This is a genomic window from Kocuria sp. MNB10 (assembly GCF_054073685.1).
In genome coordinates, this window is sequence record NZ_CM133411.1 from 2,656,622 (window position 1) to 2,671,608 (window position 14,987).

At 68.0% G+C, this 14,987-nt stretch carries 27 protein-coding genes; all 27 read left to right on the forward strand.

Annotated features, from left to right (window positions below; translation table 11 throughout):
* Positions 1–187: 187 nt before the first annotated feature.
* The 27 genes from ACW9PK_RS12090 (at position 188) to ACW9PK_RS12220 (ending at position 14,979) form a co-directional block, all read left to right on the forward strand.
* Complete coding sequence (locus ACW9PK_RS12090) at positions 188–442, forward strand: helix-turn-helix domain-containing protein (RefSeq protein ID WP_457016001.1); 255 nt, start codon at positions 188–190, stop codon at positions 440–442.
* A complete protein-coding gene (locus ACW9PK_RS12095) occupies positions 439–1,218 on the forward strand; it encodes a BRO family protein (RefSeq protein WP_457016002.1) in 780 nt (259 codons plus the stop codon). The genes ACW9PK_RS12090 and ACW9PK_RS12095 overlap by 4 nt, the downstream gene beginning before the upstream one ends.
* Positions 1,215–1,610 carry a hypothetical protein gene (locus ACW9PK_RS12100; protein WP_457016003.1) on the forward strand — a complete coding sequence of 132 codons (396 nt, stop codon included), beginning with the start codon at positions 1,215–1,217 and terminating at the stop codon, positions 1,608–1,610. Before ACW9PK_RS12095 ends, ACW9PK_RS12100 begins: the two co-directional genes overlap by 4 nt.
* Positions 1,607–1,933, forward strand: a complete 327-nt coding sequence (locus ACW9PK_RS12105; protein ID WP_457016004.1) for a hypothetical protein — start codon at positions 1,607–1,609, stop codon at positions 1,931–1,933. The genes ACW9PK_RS12100 and ACW9PK_RS12105 overlap by 4 nt, the downstream gene beginning before the upstream one ends.
* Positions 1,930–2,241, forward strand: a complete 312-nt coding sequence (locus tag ACW9PK_RS12110) for a hypothetical protein (RefSeq protein WP_457016006.1) — start codon at positions 1,930–1,932, stop codon at positions 2,239–2,241. The genes ACW9PK_RS12105 and ACW9PK_RS12110 overlap by 4 nt, the downstream gene beginning before the upstream one ends.
* Complete coding sequence (locus ACW9PK_RS12115) at positions 2,238–2,393, forward strand: hypothetical protein (protein WP_457016007.1); 156 nt, start codon at positions 2,238–2,240, stop codon at positions 2,391–2,393. The genes ACW9PK_RS12110 and ACW9PK_RS12115 overlap by 4 nt, the downstream gene beginning before the upstream one ends.
* Positions 2,386–2,823 carry a hypothetical protein gene (locus ACW9PK_RS12120; RefSeq protein ID WP_457016008.1) on the forward strand — a complete coding sequence of 146 codons (438 nt, stop codon included), beginning with the start codon at positions 2,386–2,388 and terminating at the stop codon, positions 2,821–2,823. The genes ACW9PK_RS12115 and ACW9PK_RS12120 overlap by 8 nt, the downstream gene beginning before the upstream one ends.
* Entirely contained in the window at positions 2,817–2,948 is a 132-nt protein-coding gene (locus ACW9PK_RS12125; protein ID WP_457016010.1) for a hypothetical protein, read from the forward strand. Before ACW9PK_RS12120 ends, ACW9PK_RS12125 begins: the two co-directional genes overlap by 7 nt.
* Positions 2,945–3,640, forward strand: a complete 696-nt coding sequence (locus ACW9PK_RS12130) for a hypothetical protein (RefSeq protein ID WP_457016011.1) — start codon at positions 2,945–2,947, stop codon at positions 3,638–3,640. Before ACW9PK_RS12125 ends, ACW9PK_RS12130 begins: the two co-directional genes overlap by 4 nt.
* Positions 3,637–3,975: a hypothetical protein gene (locus tag ACW9PK_RS12135; RefSeq protein WP_457016013.1), complete on the forward strand. Its 339-nt coding sequence runs from the start codon at positions 3,637–3,639 to the stop codon at positions 3,973–3,975. Before ACW9PK_RS12130 ends, ACW9PK_RS12135 begins: the two co-directional genes overlap by 4 nt.
* Positions 3,975–4,523: a single-stranded DNA-binding protein gene (locus ACW9PK_RS12140; protein ID WP_457016014.1), complete on the forward strand. Its 549-nt coding sequence runs from the start codon at positions 3,975–3,977 to the stop codon at positions 4,521–4,523. The genes ACW9PK_RS12135 and ACW9PK_RS12140 overlap by 1 nt, the downstream gene beginning before the upstream one ends.
* On the forward strand, positions 4,523–6,037 hold the full coding sequence (locus ACW9PK_RS12145; protein WP_457016015.1) for a DNA cytosine methyltransferase: 1,515 nt from the start codon (positions 4,523–4,525) through the stop codon (positions 6,035–6,037). Before ACW9PK_RS12140 ends, ACW9PK_RS12145 begins: the two co-directional genes overlap by 1 nt.
* 10 nt (positions 6,038–6,047) lie before the next feature.
* Entirely contained in the window at positions 6,048–6,404 is a 357-nt protein-coding gene (locus ACW9PK_RS12150) for a hypothetical protein (protein WP_457016016.1), read from the forward strand.
* The gene (locus tag ACW9PK_RS12155) at positions 6,401–6,679 is read left to right on the forward strand and encodes a hypothetical protein (protein WP_457016018.1); all 279 of its coding nucleotides are present in this window, start codon (positions 6,401–6,403) and stop codon (positions 6,677–6,679) included. Before ACW9PK_RS12150 ends, ACW9PK_RS12155 begins: the two co-directional genes overlap by 4 nt.
* Entirely contained in the window at positions 6,667–6,861 is a 195-nt protein-coding gene (locus ACW9PK_RS12160; protein ID WP_457016019.1) for a hypothetical protein, read from the forward strand. Before ACW9PK_RS12155 ends, ACW9PK_RS12160 begins: the two co-directional genes overlap by 13 nt.
* Positions 6,858–7,196: a hypothetical protein gene (locus ACW9PK_RS12165; protein WP_457016020.1), complete on the forward strand. Its 339-nt coding sequence runs from the start codon at positions 6,858–6,860 to the stop codon at positions 7,194–7,196. The genes ACW9PK_RS12160 and ACW9PK_RS12165 overlap by 4 nt, the downstream gene beginning before the upstream one ends.
* Before the next feature lie 3 nt (positions 7,197–7,199).
* The gene (locus ACW9PK_RS12170) at positions 7,200–7,334 is read left to right on the forward strand and encodes a hypothetical protein (protein WP_457016022.1); all 135 of its coding nucleotides are present in this window, start codon (positions 7,200–7,202) and stop codon (positions 7,332–7,334) included.
* A 3-nt stretch (positions 7,335–7,337) separates the two neighbouring features.
* Positions 7,338–7,787 carry a hypothetical protein gene (locus ACW9PK_RS12175; protein WP_457016024.1) on the forward strand — a complete coding sequence of 150 codons (450 nt, stop codon included), beginning with the start codon at positions 7,338–7,340 and terminating at the stop codon, positions 7,785–7,787.
* Positions 7,777–8,028: a hypothetical protein gene (locus ACW9PK_RS12180; RefSeq protein WP_457016025.1), complete on the forward strand. Its 252-nt coding sequence runs from the start codon at positions 7,777–7,779 to the stop codon at positions 8,026–8,028. Before ACW9PK_RS12175 ends, ACW9PK_RS12180 begins: the two co-directional genes overlap by 11 nt.
* Positions 8,025–8,288 (forward strand): hypothetical protein, encoded by a 264-nt coding sequence (locus tag ACW9PK_RS12185; protein ID WP_457016026.1) that lies wholly within the window; start codon positions 8,025–8,027, stop codon positions 8,286–8,288. Before ACW9PK_RS12180 ends, ACW9PK_RS12185 begins: the two co-directional genes overlap by 4 nt.
* A 327-nt stretch (positions 8,289–8,615) precedes the next feature.
* Positions 8,616–9,671, forward strand: coding sequence for a hypothetical protein (locus tag ACW9PK_RS12190; RefSeq protein ID WP_457016027.1), 1,056 nt, complete (start codon positions 8,616–8,618; stop codon positions 9,669–9,671).
* 97 nt (positions 9,672–9,768) lie between these two features.
* A complete protein-coding gene (locus ACW9PK_RS12195; RefSeq protein WP_457016028.1) occupies positions 9,769–10,137 on the forward strand; it encodes a VRR-NUC domain-containing protein in 369 nt (122 codons plus the stop codon).
* Positions 10,134–10,385, forward strand: coding sequence for a hypothetical protein (locus ACW9PK_RS12200; RefSeq protein ID WP_457016029.1), 252 nt, complete (start codon positions 10,134–10,136; stop codon positions 10,383–10,385). Before ACW9PK_RS12195 ends, ACW9PK_RS12200 begins: the two co-directional genes overlap by 4 nt.
* On the forward strand, positions 10,382–11,128 hold the full coding sequence (locus ACW9PK_RS12205; protein ID WP_457016031.1) for a hypothetical protein: 747 nt from the start codon (positions 10,382–10,384) through the stop codon (positions 11,126–11,128). Before ACW9PK_RS12200 ends, ACW9PK_RS12205 begins: the two co-directional genes overlap by 4 nt.
* Positions 11,129–12,382: 1,254 nt before the next feature.
* Entirely contained in the window at positions 12,383–12,643 is a 261-nt protein-coding gene (locus ACW9PK_RS12210) for a hypothetical protein (protein ID WP_457016033.1), read from the forward strand.
* Between the two features lie 62 nt (positions 12,644–12,705).
* The gene (locus ACW9PK_RS12215; protein ID WP_222126522.1) at positions 12,706–13,179 is read left to right on the forward strand and encodes a phage terminase small subunit; all 474 of its coding nucleotides are present in this window, start codon (positions 12,706–12,708) and stop codon (positions 13,177–13,179) included.
* 6 nt (positions 13,180–13,185) lie between these two features.
* Positions 13,186–14,979 (forward strand): hypothetical protein, encoded by a 1,794-nt coding sequence (locus ACW9PK_RS12220; protein WP_457016034.1) that lies wholly within the window; start codon positions 13,186–13,188, stop codon positions 14,977–14,979.
* Positions 14,980–14,987: the final 8 nt, after the last annotated feature.

Here is a 14,987-nt window from a genome sequence, read left to right on the forward strand (position 1 = left end):
TAGAAAAACGCTATTGAAGCGACGCGACGCGCAATAACGGCGCGGATTGCGCGGTGGTGCACCCCTTGCACCGTCTACCAGTAGGCACTACTGTGTCTATCAGTAGTTGACAGATATACGCCTACTAGGAGACACTCAGATGCACAAGGTGACGAGACTGAAGCACCGTTGGCCGAAAGGAACTTGGATGCGACTCAAGAGCGCAGACACCTTGCGGGCATTGATGGATCAGGACGGGTTTTCCCACGGTCGACTCGCGCGCTACGCCGGATGCAGCAAGGGGTTTATCTCCCACCTGCTGGCCGGTCGCCGCAGCTCATGCACTCCCGAGCTCGGAGCTCGCATCGCGGAGGCGCTGAATGTGCCCGTCCAAGTCCTTTTCGACGTCCACAAGTCCACCAGCAGCAGTACACATGACAATCATGAGAGGACGGCGGCATGAGCCAGGAACTCACCCCGTTCGTTTACGACGGCCAGACCGTGCGGGTGATCGAGGTCGACGGCGAGCCTTGGTTCGTGGCGCGTGACGTCGCAACCGTCCTCGGTGCTCGCACATCATCGGACATCAGCCGCATGGCGGATCCCGAGGACAAGGGGTCGCACAAGGTGCGAACCCTTGGTGGCGAACAGAGCATGCAGGTCCTCAACGAGTCTGGCCTGTACACGGTTCTGATCCGGAGCAACGCGCCCATGGCCAAGCCGTTTCGTCGGTGGGTGACGTCGGAGGTGGTTCCGCAGATCCGCAAGACCGGCACTTACACCGTCGACCAGACCCCGCAGCTCCCGAAGTCGGACGACGAGCGGGTACTCGAGGCGATGCAGATCCTCAGCGCCCGGGTGCAGGAGGCGCAGGCCAAGGTCCTCGAGCTCACACCGAAGGCCAACGCCTGGGACGAGTTCCTCTCCGCCGAGGGCGATGTCTCGGTCAACGAGGCCAGCAAAGCTCTCTCCCGCAACACGCCGTGGCGCATCGGCGAGAACGGGCTGTGGGATCTGCTCTACGCCTCGAAGTGGATCTACCGCGACGCGCGCTCCCGCCCGCGTGCATATCAGACGCAAGTCAACTTGGACCGCCTCGCCGAGCGCGCGCAGACGTTCCTCGATCCGAGGACCGGCGACCCACGGCAGGCAACCCCGCAGGTCCGTGTCCGAGCGAAGGGCCTGGACGCACTGCGCCGGATCCTCGATGAGCAGCACCGCAGGAAGGCAATCGCGTGATGAACGACCCCGAGCTGTCCTACTTCGAAGGCCTGAACAAGGTCGGCAACCCGTTCGACGACCTCCTCGCGGAGGACGAGTCCCGGATCCTCGGCCGCAGCCTGGCTGTGCTCCTCGATCTCGAACACTCCTGGGAGGTGCTGGCCACCGCCGCGCGCGACGCCGCCACCATCCTCAACGGCGAAGGCATCCAACCCATTGTCTGGCAGGACCGCGCGCCAGCCGAGCGCGACGACTTCCTCATCACCACCCGTGAGGCGCTCTACATGACCGTCGCAATGATCGGCGACGCGAACCCCGCCACCCGCGCCGGGCTCCGCCGCATCATCTCCACCGCGGCCACCGTCGACTCCTTCCAACGCATCATCACCGGGCAGGAGGCAGACCGATGAGCACCCCCACGGACTTCACGCCCATGACCCCGGCCGAGGTCGCGCAGACCACGCTGTTGTACTCCGAGTCGGAGCTCAAGCGCATGGCCTCCCGCGGAGAGATCGCCCACCACCGCGGTGGCCGCGGCAAGATCCTGTTCTTCCCGGAGGACGTGCGCGCGCTCCTGCGCCACACCGCCGTCCGCCCGTCCGACAGGAAGAAGCCCGGGCGTGCATCAGACCAGGGCCCGGAGCCGGCGGCGGAGCTCACCCCGCCCACGGTCTCACCGTTCCGCACCACCTCGCGCTCGCGGGCTGCGCATAACGAGCGGGCGGCGTCATGAGCGCGGGGGAGGCCACCACCTACGAGCAGGTCACGTTCACGGACCTGCGTTCAGACACCGACCGGGAGGTCGTGGGCATGGTCCGTCACACGGACGCCCGCTCCCGCCGGATCGCAGTGGCGAGATTCGTCCAGCGCTGCCTGTCTCGGGCCGTGCGGAACTCCGCGCCGTTCGAGATCTCGTGGGGGAACTCGGGGACCGCCCCCGCACAAGTGTTCTTGGGGGACACATGTGCCGCGGACCTCGAGTTCTCCCCGGCCTCTTTCGATCGGGCACCCGCCCAGGACACGACAGGACAAGATCAATGAACACGATTCTCAACGCGGTCTGCGCGCTGATCCCGGACCAGCTCGAGGCCTGGTTGGCCGGCGGTGGGAACATGACCGTCCTCATGGCCGGCCTGATCGGCCTTGGCCTGTACACCTTGGCCCGTGGCGGGGTGGGTGATCGTCGTGGCTGAGCCGCAGTTCTCCCAGCGCCTCGCGGCGTTCGCCGCCGCGGTCACGAAGGCCATGACGGGCGCCCGTGAAGTGGTGGAAGCCCACGAGGAGCAGCAGCGCCTGGCGCAGTCCCGAGCGCGACGTCGTGACCTGGACCGCCCGCGCATATCCGTTCACAAGGGCGAGGTCGGCCTGTTCAGCAGGCTCCCCAACGCCGATCCTCGAAACCTGCTCCTTGCTGGTGGCCGGTTGTCTCAGGACTTCTGGTACGTCTGGGCACTTGAGCGGGAGCCAGGGTGCGGGAGCTTCACGGGCACATACGTCGGAGTTTGCGATACCTGGGACGAGGCCATGCTCGTCGCCCGTCAATACGCCGAGCGGAAACATGTGCTGAGCACCGTCGACGACGACGCAGCCGACTATGTGAGCTGGGGTGAGGTCCCATGCTGACTCTCTGCATCGTCACCAGCATCGCCACATGGCTGGCGGCTTCCGTGCCCGCGGCGCTGGTGTGTGGGCGCGCGATTGCTCTGCGTGAGGCGCACGAGGCCGGCCCGAGGGTGTGGGTCGCGTGAGCGGGTACGTCTACCGTGATCCCGCCCGCGGCGCCGCCCAGACCGCCGCGACGGCGGACTCGCATCGTCTGGCCAAGGTCGAGCAGCAGCGCGACCAGCTGGCCGCGCGCGTGAAGCTCCTCGAACGGGCGGTGACATCAGCCGCCGAGAAGCAGGGCTTCCTTCAGGCCTACAACCGTCGCCACCGCATTCGAGCGAAGGCCAGCACCGCCCGCGTGCGCGCGCTCCTCGCCGCCCTGCGGGCTGAGCGCGAGCAGCGGATTGACACGACGTCGCAGCGGCTTGCCGCGGAGCAGTCTCGCCGTACCCATGCGGAGGCGGCCCTGTCCCGCTCCGAGCAGCGCACGGACACTGTCCGGGCCGAGCTCGCCGAGGAGCAGCGCGCCCACCAGATCACCCGCGCTGAGCTCACCCAAGCCCGCGCCGAACTGGCGACCACACCACAGGCCCCAAGCGTCGTCCCGCTCGAACGCCGCATCACCGACCTCGAAGGCGCGCTCGCGGATAGCCAGAAGGTGCGTGATGACGCGGTCGAGGAGCGCGATGAGGCGGTGGCTCTGGCTATGGGGATGCAGGTGGCCATGGACCAGGCGCACACCACGCTCACCGCGGCGCTGCCCCAGATGTGGGAGATCCGTCGCCGCGCCCACCAGATCGAGGACCAGACCGAACCGAGCAGAAAGGCATCGTGATGCCCGCACCGTACGACTACACCGAGATCCTGCAGGTCCCTGCGGAGGAGCAGCCCGCGTTCTCCCGCCCGCCCAGGGTGACGGCCACGAGAAAGCTGATCCGCGTCATCGAGGACGCGCAGCGTGATCACGAGTCGCCGGAGGCGTTCGCGGATTGGTTCGCGAACTACCTCGAGGGATTCGGAGCCGCCCACGCGGCGGGCGTGTTCCCGATCAGCGCTGACGGAGCGGGCCCGCTGTGCTCGTGGTGCGGGGCGTCGTGGCCCGTATGTGGGCATCACCTCGTGTCCGACGAGGTTGAGGCCGACGCCGACCAGCTCGAGGCGGTGCTCTGATGGCTGGCGAGACCGTTGTCACGGTGATCGGGAATCTGACTTCTGATCCGGAGTTGCGCTTCACCCCGTCCGGAGCCGTCGTGGCTAACTTCACCGTTGCGTCCACCACGCGCACGTTCGGCCGGCAGGCCAACGAGTGGCGGGACCAGGAAACCCTGTTCCTGCGCTGCTCGGTGTGGCGAGACATGGCTGAGTCAGTCGCGGAGTCCCTGTCGAAGGGCACACGGGTGATCGTCCAGGGCCGGTTCAAGGTCTGCTCGTACGAGACGAAGGAAGGCGACCGCCGGTACACCACGGAACTCGAGGTGGACGAGATCGGCCCGTCCCTCAAGTACGCGACCGCGAAGGTCACCCGGAACGAGCGCGGCACCGGGAACGCGTCGCAGGGCTTCGGCCCGAGCCCGAATGGCGGACACGGCTACGCACCCCGCACCAACGATCCGGGCCCCGCGCCGCGGCGTGACACGTGGGACGCGGGCGCCCCGTCCGCTCAGGACGCATTCGACGGCATGCCGCCCGCCGATATCGAGCAGGAGCCCCCGTTCTGATGACTACCACCATGACAGACCTGTTCTGCGGTGCCGGCGGGTCCTCCACCGGAGGGATCCAGGTGCCCGGCGTGACCGTGCGCGTGGCCTCGAACCACTGGCCGCTCGCGGTGGAGACCCACAACACGAACCACCCGTACGCGGACCATATCTGCGCGGACCTCTCTCAGATCAACCCGAGCTACTTCCCGGCCACGGACCTGCTCTGGGCGTCCCCGGAGTGCACGAACCACAGCATCGCCAAGGGCCGCCGCCGCGCTACGGACACCCCGGACCTGTTCGGTCAGGGCCTCCCGGACGAGGCCGCCCAGCGCTCGCGGGCGACCATGTGGGACGTCCCCCGGTTCGCGGAGGTCCACCGGTACGAGGCGGTGATCGTAGAAAACGTCGTGGACGCCGCGAGATGGACCCCGTTTCGGGCGTGGCTGATGGCGATGGATTCGCTCGGGTACCAGCACCACATCGTGTACCTGAACTCGATGCACGCGTGGGCCGCGGGTGAGGCTGCACCGCAGTCCCGTGACCGCATGTACGTCGTGTTCTGGCGCAAGGGCAACCGCAAGCCGGAACTCGAAGCCATGCAGCGGCCGCCGGCCCACTGCCCCACACATGGGCAGGTGCGGGCGATGCAGGCGTTCAAGAACCCGGCGAAGCGGTGGGGCCGGTATCGCGCCCAGTACGTGTATCGGTGCCCCCGTGTGGAGTGCCGCAACACCATCGTGGAACCGGCGTGGGTGCCCGCGGCGTCAATCATCGACTGGTCGGACGTCGGCACCCGCATCGGTGACCGCCCCCGTCCGCTCGCGGCCAAGACCCTGGCGCGGATCCAGGCGGGCATCGACCGGTACTGGACGCCCACGCTCGTGCCCGTGGAGGGCCGGGACGGGAAGGCCGCGCAGCCTGTGACGGGCCCGGTGCGGACCCAGACGACCCGGAACGAAACCGGTGTGGCCCTGCCCCCGATGATGCACCTCGAGGCCGCTGGCAACACCTACGACGCCGCGGACCCGAAGCACCCAGCGCACGACCGCCGGGACGGCTACTACCGGGTGTGGGACGGAGCGGAGCCGCTGCGCACCATGCACACCACAGCATCGAAAGGCGTGGCGTTCCCCCCGTTCATCGCAGAGCTGCGCGGTGGTGGGTCCGACGCTCGTGCGGTGCGTGACCCGCTGGCTACGGTCACGGCGTCGGGGAACCATCACGCGTTAATCATGCGCAACAACGGCCCGGGCGGGACGGACGGCGCGCACCTGTCCACCCCCGTGACCGAGCCGGTGCGGACGGTGACCACAGCCGGGCACCAGTCCCTCGTGCGCCGCGGCGACAGCATCCGCGTGGACGACTGCTCGTTCCGCATGCTCACCCCGCACGAGATCCAGCGAGCGATGGCGTTCCCCGCGGACTACACCCTGCTCGGCACGAAACGCGAGCAGGTCCGCATGGCAGGCAACGCCGTCACCCCGCCCACAGCACGAGACCTCATCGGCGCGGTCACCGCGTCACTCAACTGAAGGAGCAGTCATGAGCATGCAAATCAAGTGGCAGGACCCCCCAGAGTCCGCCACCGGCCGGGGACGGCAAACGTCCCGCGAACGCGACCAACTCGTCGCTCAACTCAAGAACCACCCCGGCAAGTGGGCGCTGATCCTCGAGGACCAGAAGTCCTCCTCAGCGGCCACGTCGATGCGCAAACGCGGCTGCGAGGCCAGGACCGTCCGCCACCGCAACACCAACACGTATGACGTTTACGCCCGCTGGCCCGAACAGGACCTCGCGGAGGTCGACCCGTACATCGCCCGCCGTCGCGCTCGCGGCGTCCCCGAGGATGGCCGCGCCGCGTCGCGCCCGCCGGCCCCCGGTATCAGGGCTGTGTCATGAGCGCCCCCGCCCCGACGACCGCGCAGATCCTCGCGGACCCGGCCGCCCACCCGTACGTGGAGCCCGACCCCTGGTTCAGGTTCACCGGCCGCGCCGTCGAGTACAAGACCGGACAGACCCCGGGTTTCTACCCGTGGGCCCGGGTGCACTCAATCAGCGTCACCGCCCCCGACCACGACCAGGCCACCAAGTGGGCGCGCGACCTCCTCGGGGAGCCCCGCCGCCACGACCACTGGCACATCGAATGGACCGAGGTAACCCGATGCAAGTTCTGACCGTCCCCCTCATGCCCGCCTCCCAATGGGCCGACTACCTCGCAGCACTGCGCCGAGTCCTCAAAACCACCGACGACCCCGGAATGCTCGACCTCTGCCGCACCCGCTACGGCGCCACACCCTACGAAGCGGATGCAGCGCTCGCCACGATCCGCACCACCGGAAAGGAACCCCAGTCATGACGAAGTTATCCGGCAGTCTCCCGAAGGAGAACGGCCTGTCTCAGATCAACAGCCTGATGGTCGCCGACCCGCAGCGCACGTACCTGGTGGTCGGCATCATCCGCCCCTCGAAGATCACCACCGATGTGGACACGGGCGAGGCAGAGGCGACCGCAGCGATTCACCGTATCGAGGTCGTCACCGGCGCTGATCTCACCACAGCGGACCAGCTCGTGCGCCGTGCGATCGAGCGCCGCACCGGCATGGTCGAGCTGCCCATCGAGGTCGAGGACGAGCTCAAAAACTTGCTCTCCAGTGTCATCGACCCAGACACCGGCGAACTCAAGGAGGACTGACCCATGGCCAGATGCAACGCCGAGTTGTGCCCGATGTGGGACGGCGAAACCTGCCCCTGCCAGACCTACGGGCTGGACCCCGACGATCTCCCCACGTCGGGGATCTACACGACCACCGTGCCACCCGAGGAGGACTGACCCATGCACCCCACGATTACCCCGCGCATGATCCAGCTCGTGCTGGATACGTACGAGGACCACATGCTGGCAGCCCCTGCGGACGGGGACGGGCCCGACGGCCCCCTGGGTCATTGTGGGGAGTGTGACGCGCCCATCGGCCCGCACACGATCCAGACCCACGCACTCGAGGCGTCCGCCACCGCGCTGCAGTCCGAGCTCACCGCACACGACACCGAGCAGGCAGCAGTCCGCGCATCGCTTGAGGAAGCGCTCGCCGCGTGGAGCACTTATGGGCCCGAACCCCATGCGCACCGGGAAGCCCGACAGCAGGTGCGCCGCACCATGACCCGTCTCGGCAAGGCACTCGACAAGGCAGCCGAAACAAGCAGGCTGATCCGCCTCCGCGACGCCGCCGCCGCGGACCTCGAGAACCGGGTCGCCAAGGTACTAGGGGAACGCCATGACCACTGACACCGCCACCCCTGACGGCTTCACAGCCGGGGCCCTGGCGCTCGCCACGGCTCGCTACAAGTACCGCGGTATTCGTGACCAGGACGTGCACGCGTTCATGGCGCGGCACGGGCATCAGTCGGGTGAAGTCACCCTCGACACCCAGTTCTGGATGGAGATCAACAGGCTCCGCCAGGACCCGGCGACCATCGAGGCGTTCCCGCGCGAGTGTGCCGAGCTGACCCGCAGGGCTGAGCTGTGAGCCGGTTCGTGCCGGGGGAGCGCCGCGACCACCACAAGACATTCCATCTCGCCGGGCAGGTCACGTCCGATCACGTGGGTCACCTGGTGTCTGTGGGGACCACGGATCGCAGCTCACGCGGCATCCTCTGCGCCGTGGCCGCCGACGGTGACCAGGTGCGCCTGGACCTGCAGCTACGTGACGGTCGACAGGCCCCCGTGTGGGTGGAGTGCACCACACCGGTGCTGGTCCACCGCACGACGCAGGGGCCGCCCACTTGACCGCGAGCGCCGCAGGACGGCGTATCCCGACCACATGATCCACCAGATGGGAGACCCCCTCGTGCCACCACGTACGCAGCACACTGCCGGCCGCACCGCAGCACACCGCCCTATCCGCGCGACCCCCGCTCTGCGGGGACACCGCGCCACCTTGGGTCGGGAGCGCGACGGCTTCCCGCAGCACGCCGGGCGACCCGCGCGACCCTTGCCGACGGGCTGGGACACCGCGGCAGGACGTCTTGGAAGCGCGGGTCATGGGCAGGAGCGCGACTGATGCCGTGGCTACGAGTAGGGGACTCAGCAGCAACTAACCCGATCGTTGCAGAGGTGCGTGAGCATCCAGACGCGGACGACCGCTCGAAGATTGAGGTCTTCGGGTTCGTCACGCTGTGCGCGACGGTTGGGGCGCAGCACCTCACCGATTACGTCATCACGCGGGCGACCGCGGCTGATGTGGCCGGTTCGATGGAGCGCGCAGATCTGCTGCTCGAGCAGGCGACCTTCGCCGGGTACCTCGAACCCGTGATTGAGGTCGTTCGCGGCCACGAGCGGGCTCGCTGGCGGATCGTGGAAGACCCGGAGTTCATCCACATGCGCACCGCCGAGGAGGTCGAGTGGGAGCGACGTCGCAAGCGCGACAACTCCAACCCGGCCCTCACCATCCCGGTACGCCTGCGTGACGGCGACGCGTGCCGGTACTGCGGGCAGGTCGTCAAGTTCCGGGCCCGCACTGGGCGTCTGGCCGGGACCTACGATCACCGCAGCCCCGGCCGCGGCGCCGAAACACCGGACGATCTCGTGGTGGCCTGCACCCGCTGCAACAGCGGGCGCAAGAACAATCCCCACGCCGAGCGCGAGTACCCGCTGCTCCCGGTCCCGGATCGCCCGTACTACTCGCTGGACACGGTGGAGTACATCAAGAACAGCGAGTGGGCCCGCAGCAACGGCATCACCCCACCACCCGCACCAAGGACCAAGGTGCGGCCAGGGGAGATCCCACCAGGCCACACCCCACCCGAGGCCGGCACCCCCGCGGCAGGAGAGGACAGCGCGCCCACGAGCAGCAGCGACTCACCCGCCCAGGAACCTGACACCGCAGCCCCCACACCCGTGGAGAAGGCGCGACCAGGTATCCCCGCCGGCCGACCACCAGAGCGCTCTGCAGAGACAAGCAGAACTCGGCAGGAATCCGCAGGGAAGCTTCCTACGGTTCCTGACGGCATGGGACGGGGCGGGACGGGTCGGGCCGGTACGGGAAGGGACGGGGACCCAGCTCGACCACCCCAGAAACAGAACACGCCAGACAACCATGACCACCCACCCAAGGCGCGCGCATCAAGATCAAGATCACGACGCAGGGGAAGAAGGGGAAAGAAGAAGTGATGGACCAGAAGGAGATAGAGGCGTGGGTCCAGGTGGCCCAGGTACGCGCCTGCCGTGCAGAGCGCAACCAGAACCGAAGCGCACGAAAGGATGCGAAGTGAAAGCCGTAGACCACCAGGACCAGATGATCCTGTCCTGGAAAGAAGCACAGCTGCAGAACCACGTCATCCAGCTCGCCAAGGCCCTGGGCTGGGAACACTTCCATGCCTACGACTCACGGCGCTCGCCGGCTGGGTTCCCGGATCTGGTGCTCGTGCACCCTCGCAAGCGCATCTGCCTGGTGCGTGAGCTCAAGACGGAGAAGGGCACGTTCCGACCGAAGCAGGAGAATTGGATCGAGGGACTCCGCGCAGCCGGTGTCGATGCTGGGGTGTGGCGTCCGCGTGATGTCGTGTCCCAGCGGGTGCAGCTCGAGCTGTCTGCCGGCACCAGCTACGGCACTGGATCGATGGGGGAGAAGCCATGAACATGGACAGCTGTCCGGGTGATCTGACGCAGATCATTGCCGACCATCTCGGGGAATCCATGGTGACCGAATGGGTGATCGTGGCGAACTGCACTGATGCTGATGGGCGGCAGACGCTCCAGACCCTATCCTCGCCGGGCCTGATGTTCTGGCAGAAGCACGGCCTGTTATCCGTGGCTGCAGCGGCTGCACTGCCTCAGCCGGACTGGATGCTGATGGACATGGATGACCAGGAGGACGAGTCATGAGCGCACTGTGTGTCATCGACGGGGTGCCGGCGACCATGGGCAACCTCTGCTCATCATGCGTGACCAGCCTGCACACGACCGTGCTGTCCGTGCCGCGTCTGCTCCGAGAGCTGGACGTGACCATCACGAAGCAGGCCCGCCAGACCTCGTCCGCTGGCGGCGCGTCCAACGAGCGGCCGCTGGTGCTGAACCTCGCGGCCTCGGAGGTAGCCGACGAGGTGCGTGTTGCGCTGCGGACCGTGGCGCATCTGGGGGCGGGAGAGCGCGAGCGAGTGCCCGTGGCCATCGAGGACCTAGCCCCGTGGACCGCTCGGCACCTGGCGCACGCCGCTCGTCGGCCGGAGATCGCAGGGGCGGTCGCGGACCTGATGGCCGCGGTAGCGCGTGGGTGGCGTGCCGTGGACCGCGCCCCGGACCGCCGTGTCATCGGCGCCTGTGACTGTGGGGGAGTGCTGGCCACGCACCGCACCGAGGGAGAGGTGAGCTGCCCGTCGTGTGGTGTGCTGTGGGAGATCGAGGAGCGGGTGCAGGCGCGTGACGAGATGTTGCTCGGACTGGTCGTGGGAACCGCGGATCTCGTGACCATCTTCCGCAGCGTCCTCAAGGTCCGGCTCACGAGCGAGACGGTGAGGCAGTGGGTGCGCAGACAGCAACTGCGACCGGTGTCTGTGGAGCCGATGATGTTCCGTGCCACGGATGCCGTGGCCACGTGGCAGCGGCTACACAGCCACGAAACGAGCTAGGACGGGGCCAGGGCCGGCGACGCGGCCTAAGACAACACAGGCGCGCCTATGGACTTCTGCGGGCCTGTCACGCTAGTCTGTACTCAAATGGAATACGTGTCGGAAGATACGGAATGACTTGGAAGGCCCCGGCGGTGACGTCGGGGCCTTCTGCATGCCTGGCTCAGGTGTCAACGTCACCGCCGCGGGGGTCCCGTTCTTGACCCGCGGGCCACGGATCGAAGGGTCATCAGGCGTCCTGTCAGCCGGCGGATGGCCCTGCATCTGAGCCACTAGGTTCCCCCGGCACCGAGGAGCGATCGCTACCGCTCAAGTTGCCACCGCCGAGGGCGCACCGGCTCGCGGGCTACCGGTCGAACAACAGCCCGCACGACTTAGGGGGCGACGATGGCGCGTTCTTGGCGGCAGTGCGCAGGCGAGGCATGTGAAGCGGAAGCGATCTACGGGGCGTTCTGTTTTGCCTGCCAGATCCAGTTCGACCCCGGCCACATGATGTTCATCGAGTGGGATGGTGATGTCGATGAATGAGCTCGAGAAGTACTGGAAGCACGGCGTGGGTGCCGCGAAGATACGGTGGGGGACCTCCGGCGACTTCACTCGCTGTACCCGCCATCTCGCCAAGCACGTGGGCCTGGCCCGCGCCAAGCGCATCTGTGCCCAGTGGCATCATGAGTCCACTGGCTTGTGGCCTGGCCATCACGGCGGGGACAACCCGATGGGCCCGGGCTGATGCCGTGGGGATCGCAGAGCGGACGCACCGCGCCGCTGCCGCCCGACTGGCAGCGACTGCGCAAGGCGCAGCTCGAGGCCGACGGGTACCGCTGCCGGTACGTCTCGCCCGACACCGGGCAACGCTGCACCGCACCCGCGACCGAGGTGGATCACGCCGAGGCTGCTGAGGACCACGAGAACCTTCGATCATTGTGCTCGTGGCATCACGCAAAGCGCACGGGCCGTCAAGGCGCGACATCGCCACGCAGGGCCCGCGCAGCCCGTCCGCAAGAACGACACCCGGGGCTGGTCGACTGACCGGCCCCGGGCGACAGACGACCCTCTCCCCACCCTCGAGCGTCCCCCGCGAGGTCGCCCGGGCCGCCGGCACTCCCCGCCGCGGCCCGCGCCGCTGACCCAGGGGGGGGAGGGGGTCCTCCCCGGCCCTCCCCGGCTGGCCGCAGCGTCCTGCTTCTCGCGGTCTGTACGGGTCTGGGGCATGGCATGGGGGTGGCGTAACCGAGTGGCGAAAGGCGGTGGCGAATGCCTCGGGCCTACTGCCGCCAGTGCGGCGCTGACCTGGACCAACGCATGGCCCCCGGTCGCCCGCGGGCCTACTGCTCGTCGCGCTGCAAACGGCTCACGGAGTACGAGGTCAGGCGCCTGCAGCGGCGCCTGGAAGCCCTCGAATCCATGGCCGCCGAAGTCCGCGCCCGCCAGTCCCCGTGGGACGAGGGACGCCTGGAGATGCTCAACCGGCAGATCGAGGAGGCAACCGACCGGCTCGGCGCGCTCGTCGCCTGACCGGTCACGAACCGTGCTGACCCCCTGACAAGGGGCGATGCCCCGGCATGGGAGGTGCACGCATGGCAGGAGTCGGACCGGCCCCGAAGGACAACGCGGCTCGCCGCAACAAGGGCCCCGAGAAGACCTCGCTGCAGGCACCGAACGTCGCCACCGATCTGGTCATCGGAGACGAGGCTCTCGGCCCGGAACTGCCCAAGGGCTCCTGGGTACTCCCGGAAGCTCAGGACTGGCACCCCATGACGCAGCAGTGGTGGGACCACTGGCGGCGTTCGCCGCAGGCCTGCCGCATGCTCTCCCAACCAGACTGGGACTTCCTCATGGACACCGCGCTCCTACACCACGTCATGTGGACCAAGGGCCGGTGGGAGTTCGCCTCCGAGGTCCGGATCCGCGTCGCCAAGTTCGGCGCGACCCCGGAGGACCGGATGCGTCTGCGACAGGACATCGTCGTACCCGACGCCATGTCAGCTGGGGATGCCCCCGGAGCGTCCGTCACATCCCTCGACTCGCGGCGCTCGCGGATCAAGGACTGAGCCGCGGTGCCGCACAAAATCGTGCGCCCTCCTGGTTCGACGCGTTCGCGCACCCTCGGGTGGCTGGCGCTGTGGTGGATCGAGACGTTCGTGGTGCACGGCCCCGGTGACGTGCAGGGAGAGCCGGTGCGGCACGGGGACGAGTACTCCACCTTCGTGGTGGACTGCTACGCGCTCGACGCGGACGGTGGCCGTTTGGTCGACTCGGCGTTCTTCTCCCGGCCCAAGGGCTGCGACAAGTCCGGCCTCGGTTCGCGTCTGGTGCTGTTCGAGGCGCTGGGCCCGTGCCGGTTCGCTGGCTGGGCGCAGGGCGGGGAGACGTACACGTTCCTCGGGCAGACGTACACGTACGAGAAGGGCGAGCCCATGGGCAAGCCTGTGAGTACCCCGTACGTGCGGATCCTCGCGACCGAGGAGGGCCAGACTGGCAACGTCTACGACACGATCTACTTCAACCTCACGGACGGGCCCCTGGCCGAGCTGAAGGCCTACGGGCTGGACTGCGGGCTGACCCGCGTGGCTCTGCCCTACGGCGGGGAGATCACACCCTCCACGGCCGGCGCGTCGTCCAAGGACGGTGGCAAGGAGACCTTCGTCGTTGCGGACGAGTCGCACCTGTACAACACCAAGGCGCTGCGGGAGATGCACTCCACGGTCACCCGCAACCTGGTGAAGCGCAAGAAGTCTGCGGGCACGTGGTACCTCGAGACCACAACGATGTACCTGCCCGGCGAGGAGTCGGTGGCCGAGGCCACGTACAAGTACATGCAGCTGGTCGAGGAGTCCATGCAGGCCGTGGCCAACGGCAAGAAACCGAAGCTGCGCGGCCGCATCCGCATGCTGTTCGATCACCGCTGGTCGGACCTCGTGGACCTCTCCGACGAGCAGAAGCTCGCGGAGGCAGTCGCCGAGGCCTACGGCGAGGCCATGGATTGGAACTCGCTCGAGGGCGTCGTGGACAAGATCTTCGACCCGCGCACGACACCGTCCGAGTCCCGTCGCTACTACCTCAACGCCCTCACAGAGGCATCCAACGCATGGCTCACACCCGCGGAGATCGCGCGCGTGAGTGACGGCATGCCGGTCAAGATGGGCGGCTGTCTCCGCAAGGGCGACCGCATCGCGCTGGGCTTCGACGGCGCCCAGACTAACGACGCGACCGCGCTCGTGGCCTGCCGCATCGAGGACGGCACGGTGGACCCGCTGTTGATCATCGAGAGACCGGACGGGCCCGAGGCGGAGGACTGGCGCGTAGACGAGGTCGCGGTCGACGCGGCCGTGGCCCAGGCGTTCAAGGACTACCAGGTGGAGGCGTTCTTCGCGGACCCGCCGCACTGGCAGGACCGCATCGACGCCTGGGAGCTGGAGTACGGGGAGCGGCTGGCTATGAAGGCCGGCCACGACGCGATCCGCTGGTGGACCAAGCGCGACGCCCCCATGGCGCTCGCGCTCGAACGGTTCCACCTGAACCTCACGGCCACCGAGAACGGTGCGCCCGTGGTGCGCATGTCCGCGAACCCGGTGTTCGTGCGGCACATGACCAACGCCCGCCGCTGGCCGCGCCGTGGAGGCGTGGTGATCGGCAAGGAGGGCAAGAACAGCGTCAGGAAGATGGACGCCGCGATGGCGGCCACTCTGGCGTTCGAGGCCCGCGCCCGCGTGCTCGCGGGCGGGGAGGCCCCCGAGGACGACTTTGTGCCGTTCAAGGTGGGGGCGCGCCCGTCGCCGCCGGCGGCCGGGGAACGTGGCCGACTTGCCCGCCGTGCTGCTCTGCGGCAGCGGCTGGCGTCCATGCAGTAACCAGGAGA

Bases quoted from the DNA above. Each gene is read 5' to 3' on its own strand.
- ACW9PK_RS12090 (WP_457016001.1), top strand. From the start codon at position 188: ATGCGACTCAAGAGCGCAGACACCTTGCGGGCATTGATGGATCAGGAC.
- ACW9PK_RS12095 (WP_457016002.1), top strand. From the start codon at position 439: ATGAGCCAGGAACTCACCCCGTTCGTTTACGACGGCCAGACCGTGCGG.
- ACW9PK_RS12105 (WP_457016004.1), top strand. From the start codon at position 1,607: ATGAGCACCCCCACGGACTTCACGCCCATGACCCCGGCCGAGGTCGCG.
- ACW9PK_RS12110 (WP_457016006.1), top strand. From the start codon at position 1,930: ATGAGCGCGGGGGAGGCCACCACCTACGAGCAGGTCACGTTCACGGAC.
- ACW9PK_RS12115 (WP_457016007.1), top strand. From the start codon at position 2,238: ATGAACACGATTCTCAACGCGGTCTGCGCGCTGATCCCGGACCAGCTC.
- ACW9PK_RS12125 (WP_457016010.1), top strand. From the start codon at position 2,817: ATGCTGACTCTCTGCATCGTCACCAGCATCGCCACATGGCTGGCGGCT.
- ACW9PK_RS12140 (WP_457016014.1), top strand. From the start codon at position 3,975: ATGGCTGGCGAGACCGTTGTCACGGTGATCGGGAATCTGACTTCTGAT.
- ACW9PK_RS12145 (WP_457016015.1), top strand. From the start codon at position 4,523: ATGACTACCACCATGACAGACCTGTTCTGCGGTGCCGGCGGGTCCTCC.
- ACW9PK_RS12150 (WP_457016016.1), top strand. From the start codon at position 6,048: ATGAGCATGCAAATCAAGTGGCAGGACCCCCCAGAGTCCGCCACCGGC.
- ACW9PK_RS12155 (WP_457016018.1), top strand. From the start codon at position 6,401: ATGAGCGCCCCCGCCCCGACGACCGCGCAGATCCTCGCGGACCCGGCC.
- ACW9PK_RS12160 (WP_457016019.1), top strand. From the start codon at position 6,667: ATGCAAGTTCTGACCGTCCCCCTCATGCCCGCCTCCCAATGGGCCGAC.
- ACW9PK_RS12165 (WP_457016020.1), top strand. From the start codon at position 6,858: ATGACGAAGTTATCCGGCAGTCTCCCGAAGGAGAACGGCCTGTCTCAG.
- ACW9PK_RS12170 (WP_457016022.1), top strand. From the start codon at position 7,200: ATGGCCAGATGCAACGCCGAGTTGTGCCCGATGTGGGACGGCGAAACC.
- ACW9PK_RS12175 (WP_457016024.1), top strand. From the start codon at position 7,338: ATGCACCCCACGATTACCCCGCGCATGATCCAGCTCGTGCTGGATACG.
- ACW9PK_RS12180 (WP_457016025.1), top strand. From the start codon at position 7,777: ATGACCACTGACACCGCCACCCCTGACGGCTTCACAGCCGGGGCCCTG.
- ACW9PK_RS12200 (WP_457016029.1), top strand. From the start codon at position 10,134: ATGAACATGGACAGCTGTCCGGGTGATCTGACGCAGATCATTGCCGAC.
- ACW9PK_RS12205 (WP_457016031.1), top strand. From the start codon at position 10,382: ATGAGCGCACTGTGTGTCATCGACGGGGTGCCGGCGACCATGGGCAAC.
- ACW9PK_RS12210 (WP_457016033.1), top strand. From the start codon at position 12,383: ATGCCTCGGGCCTACTGCCGCCAGTGCGGCGCTGACCTGGACCAACGC.
- ACW9PK_RS12215 (WP_222126522.1), top strand. From the start codon at position 12,706: ATGGCAGGAGTCGGACCGGCCCCGAAGGACAACGCGGCTCGCCGCAAC.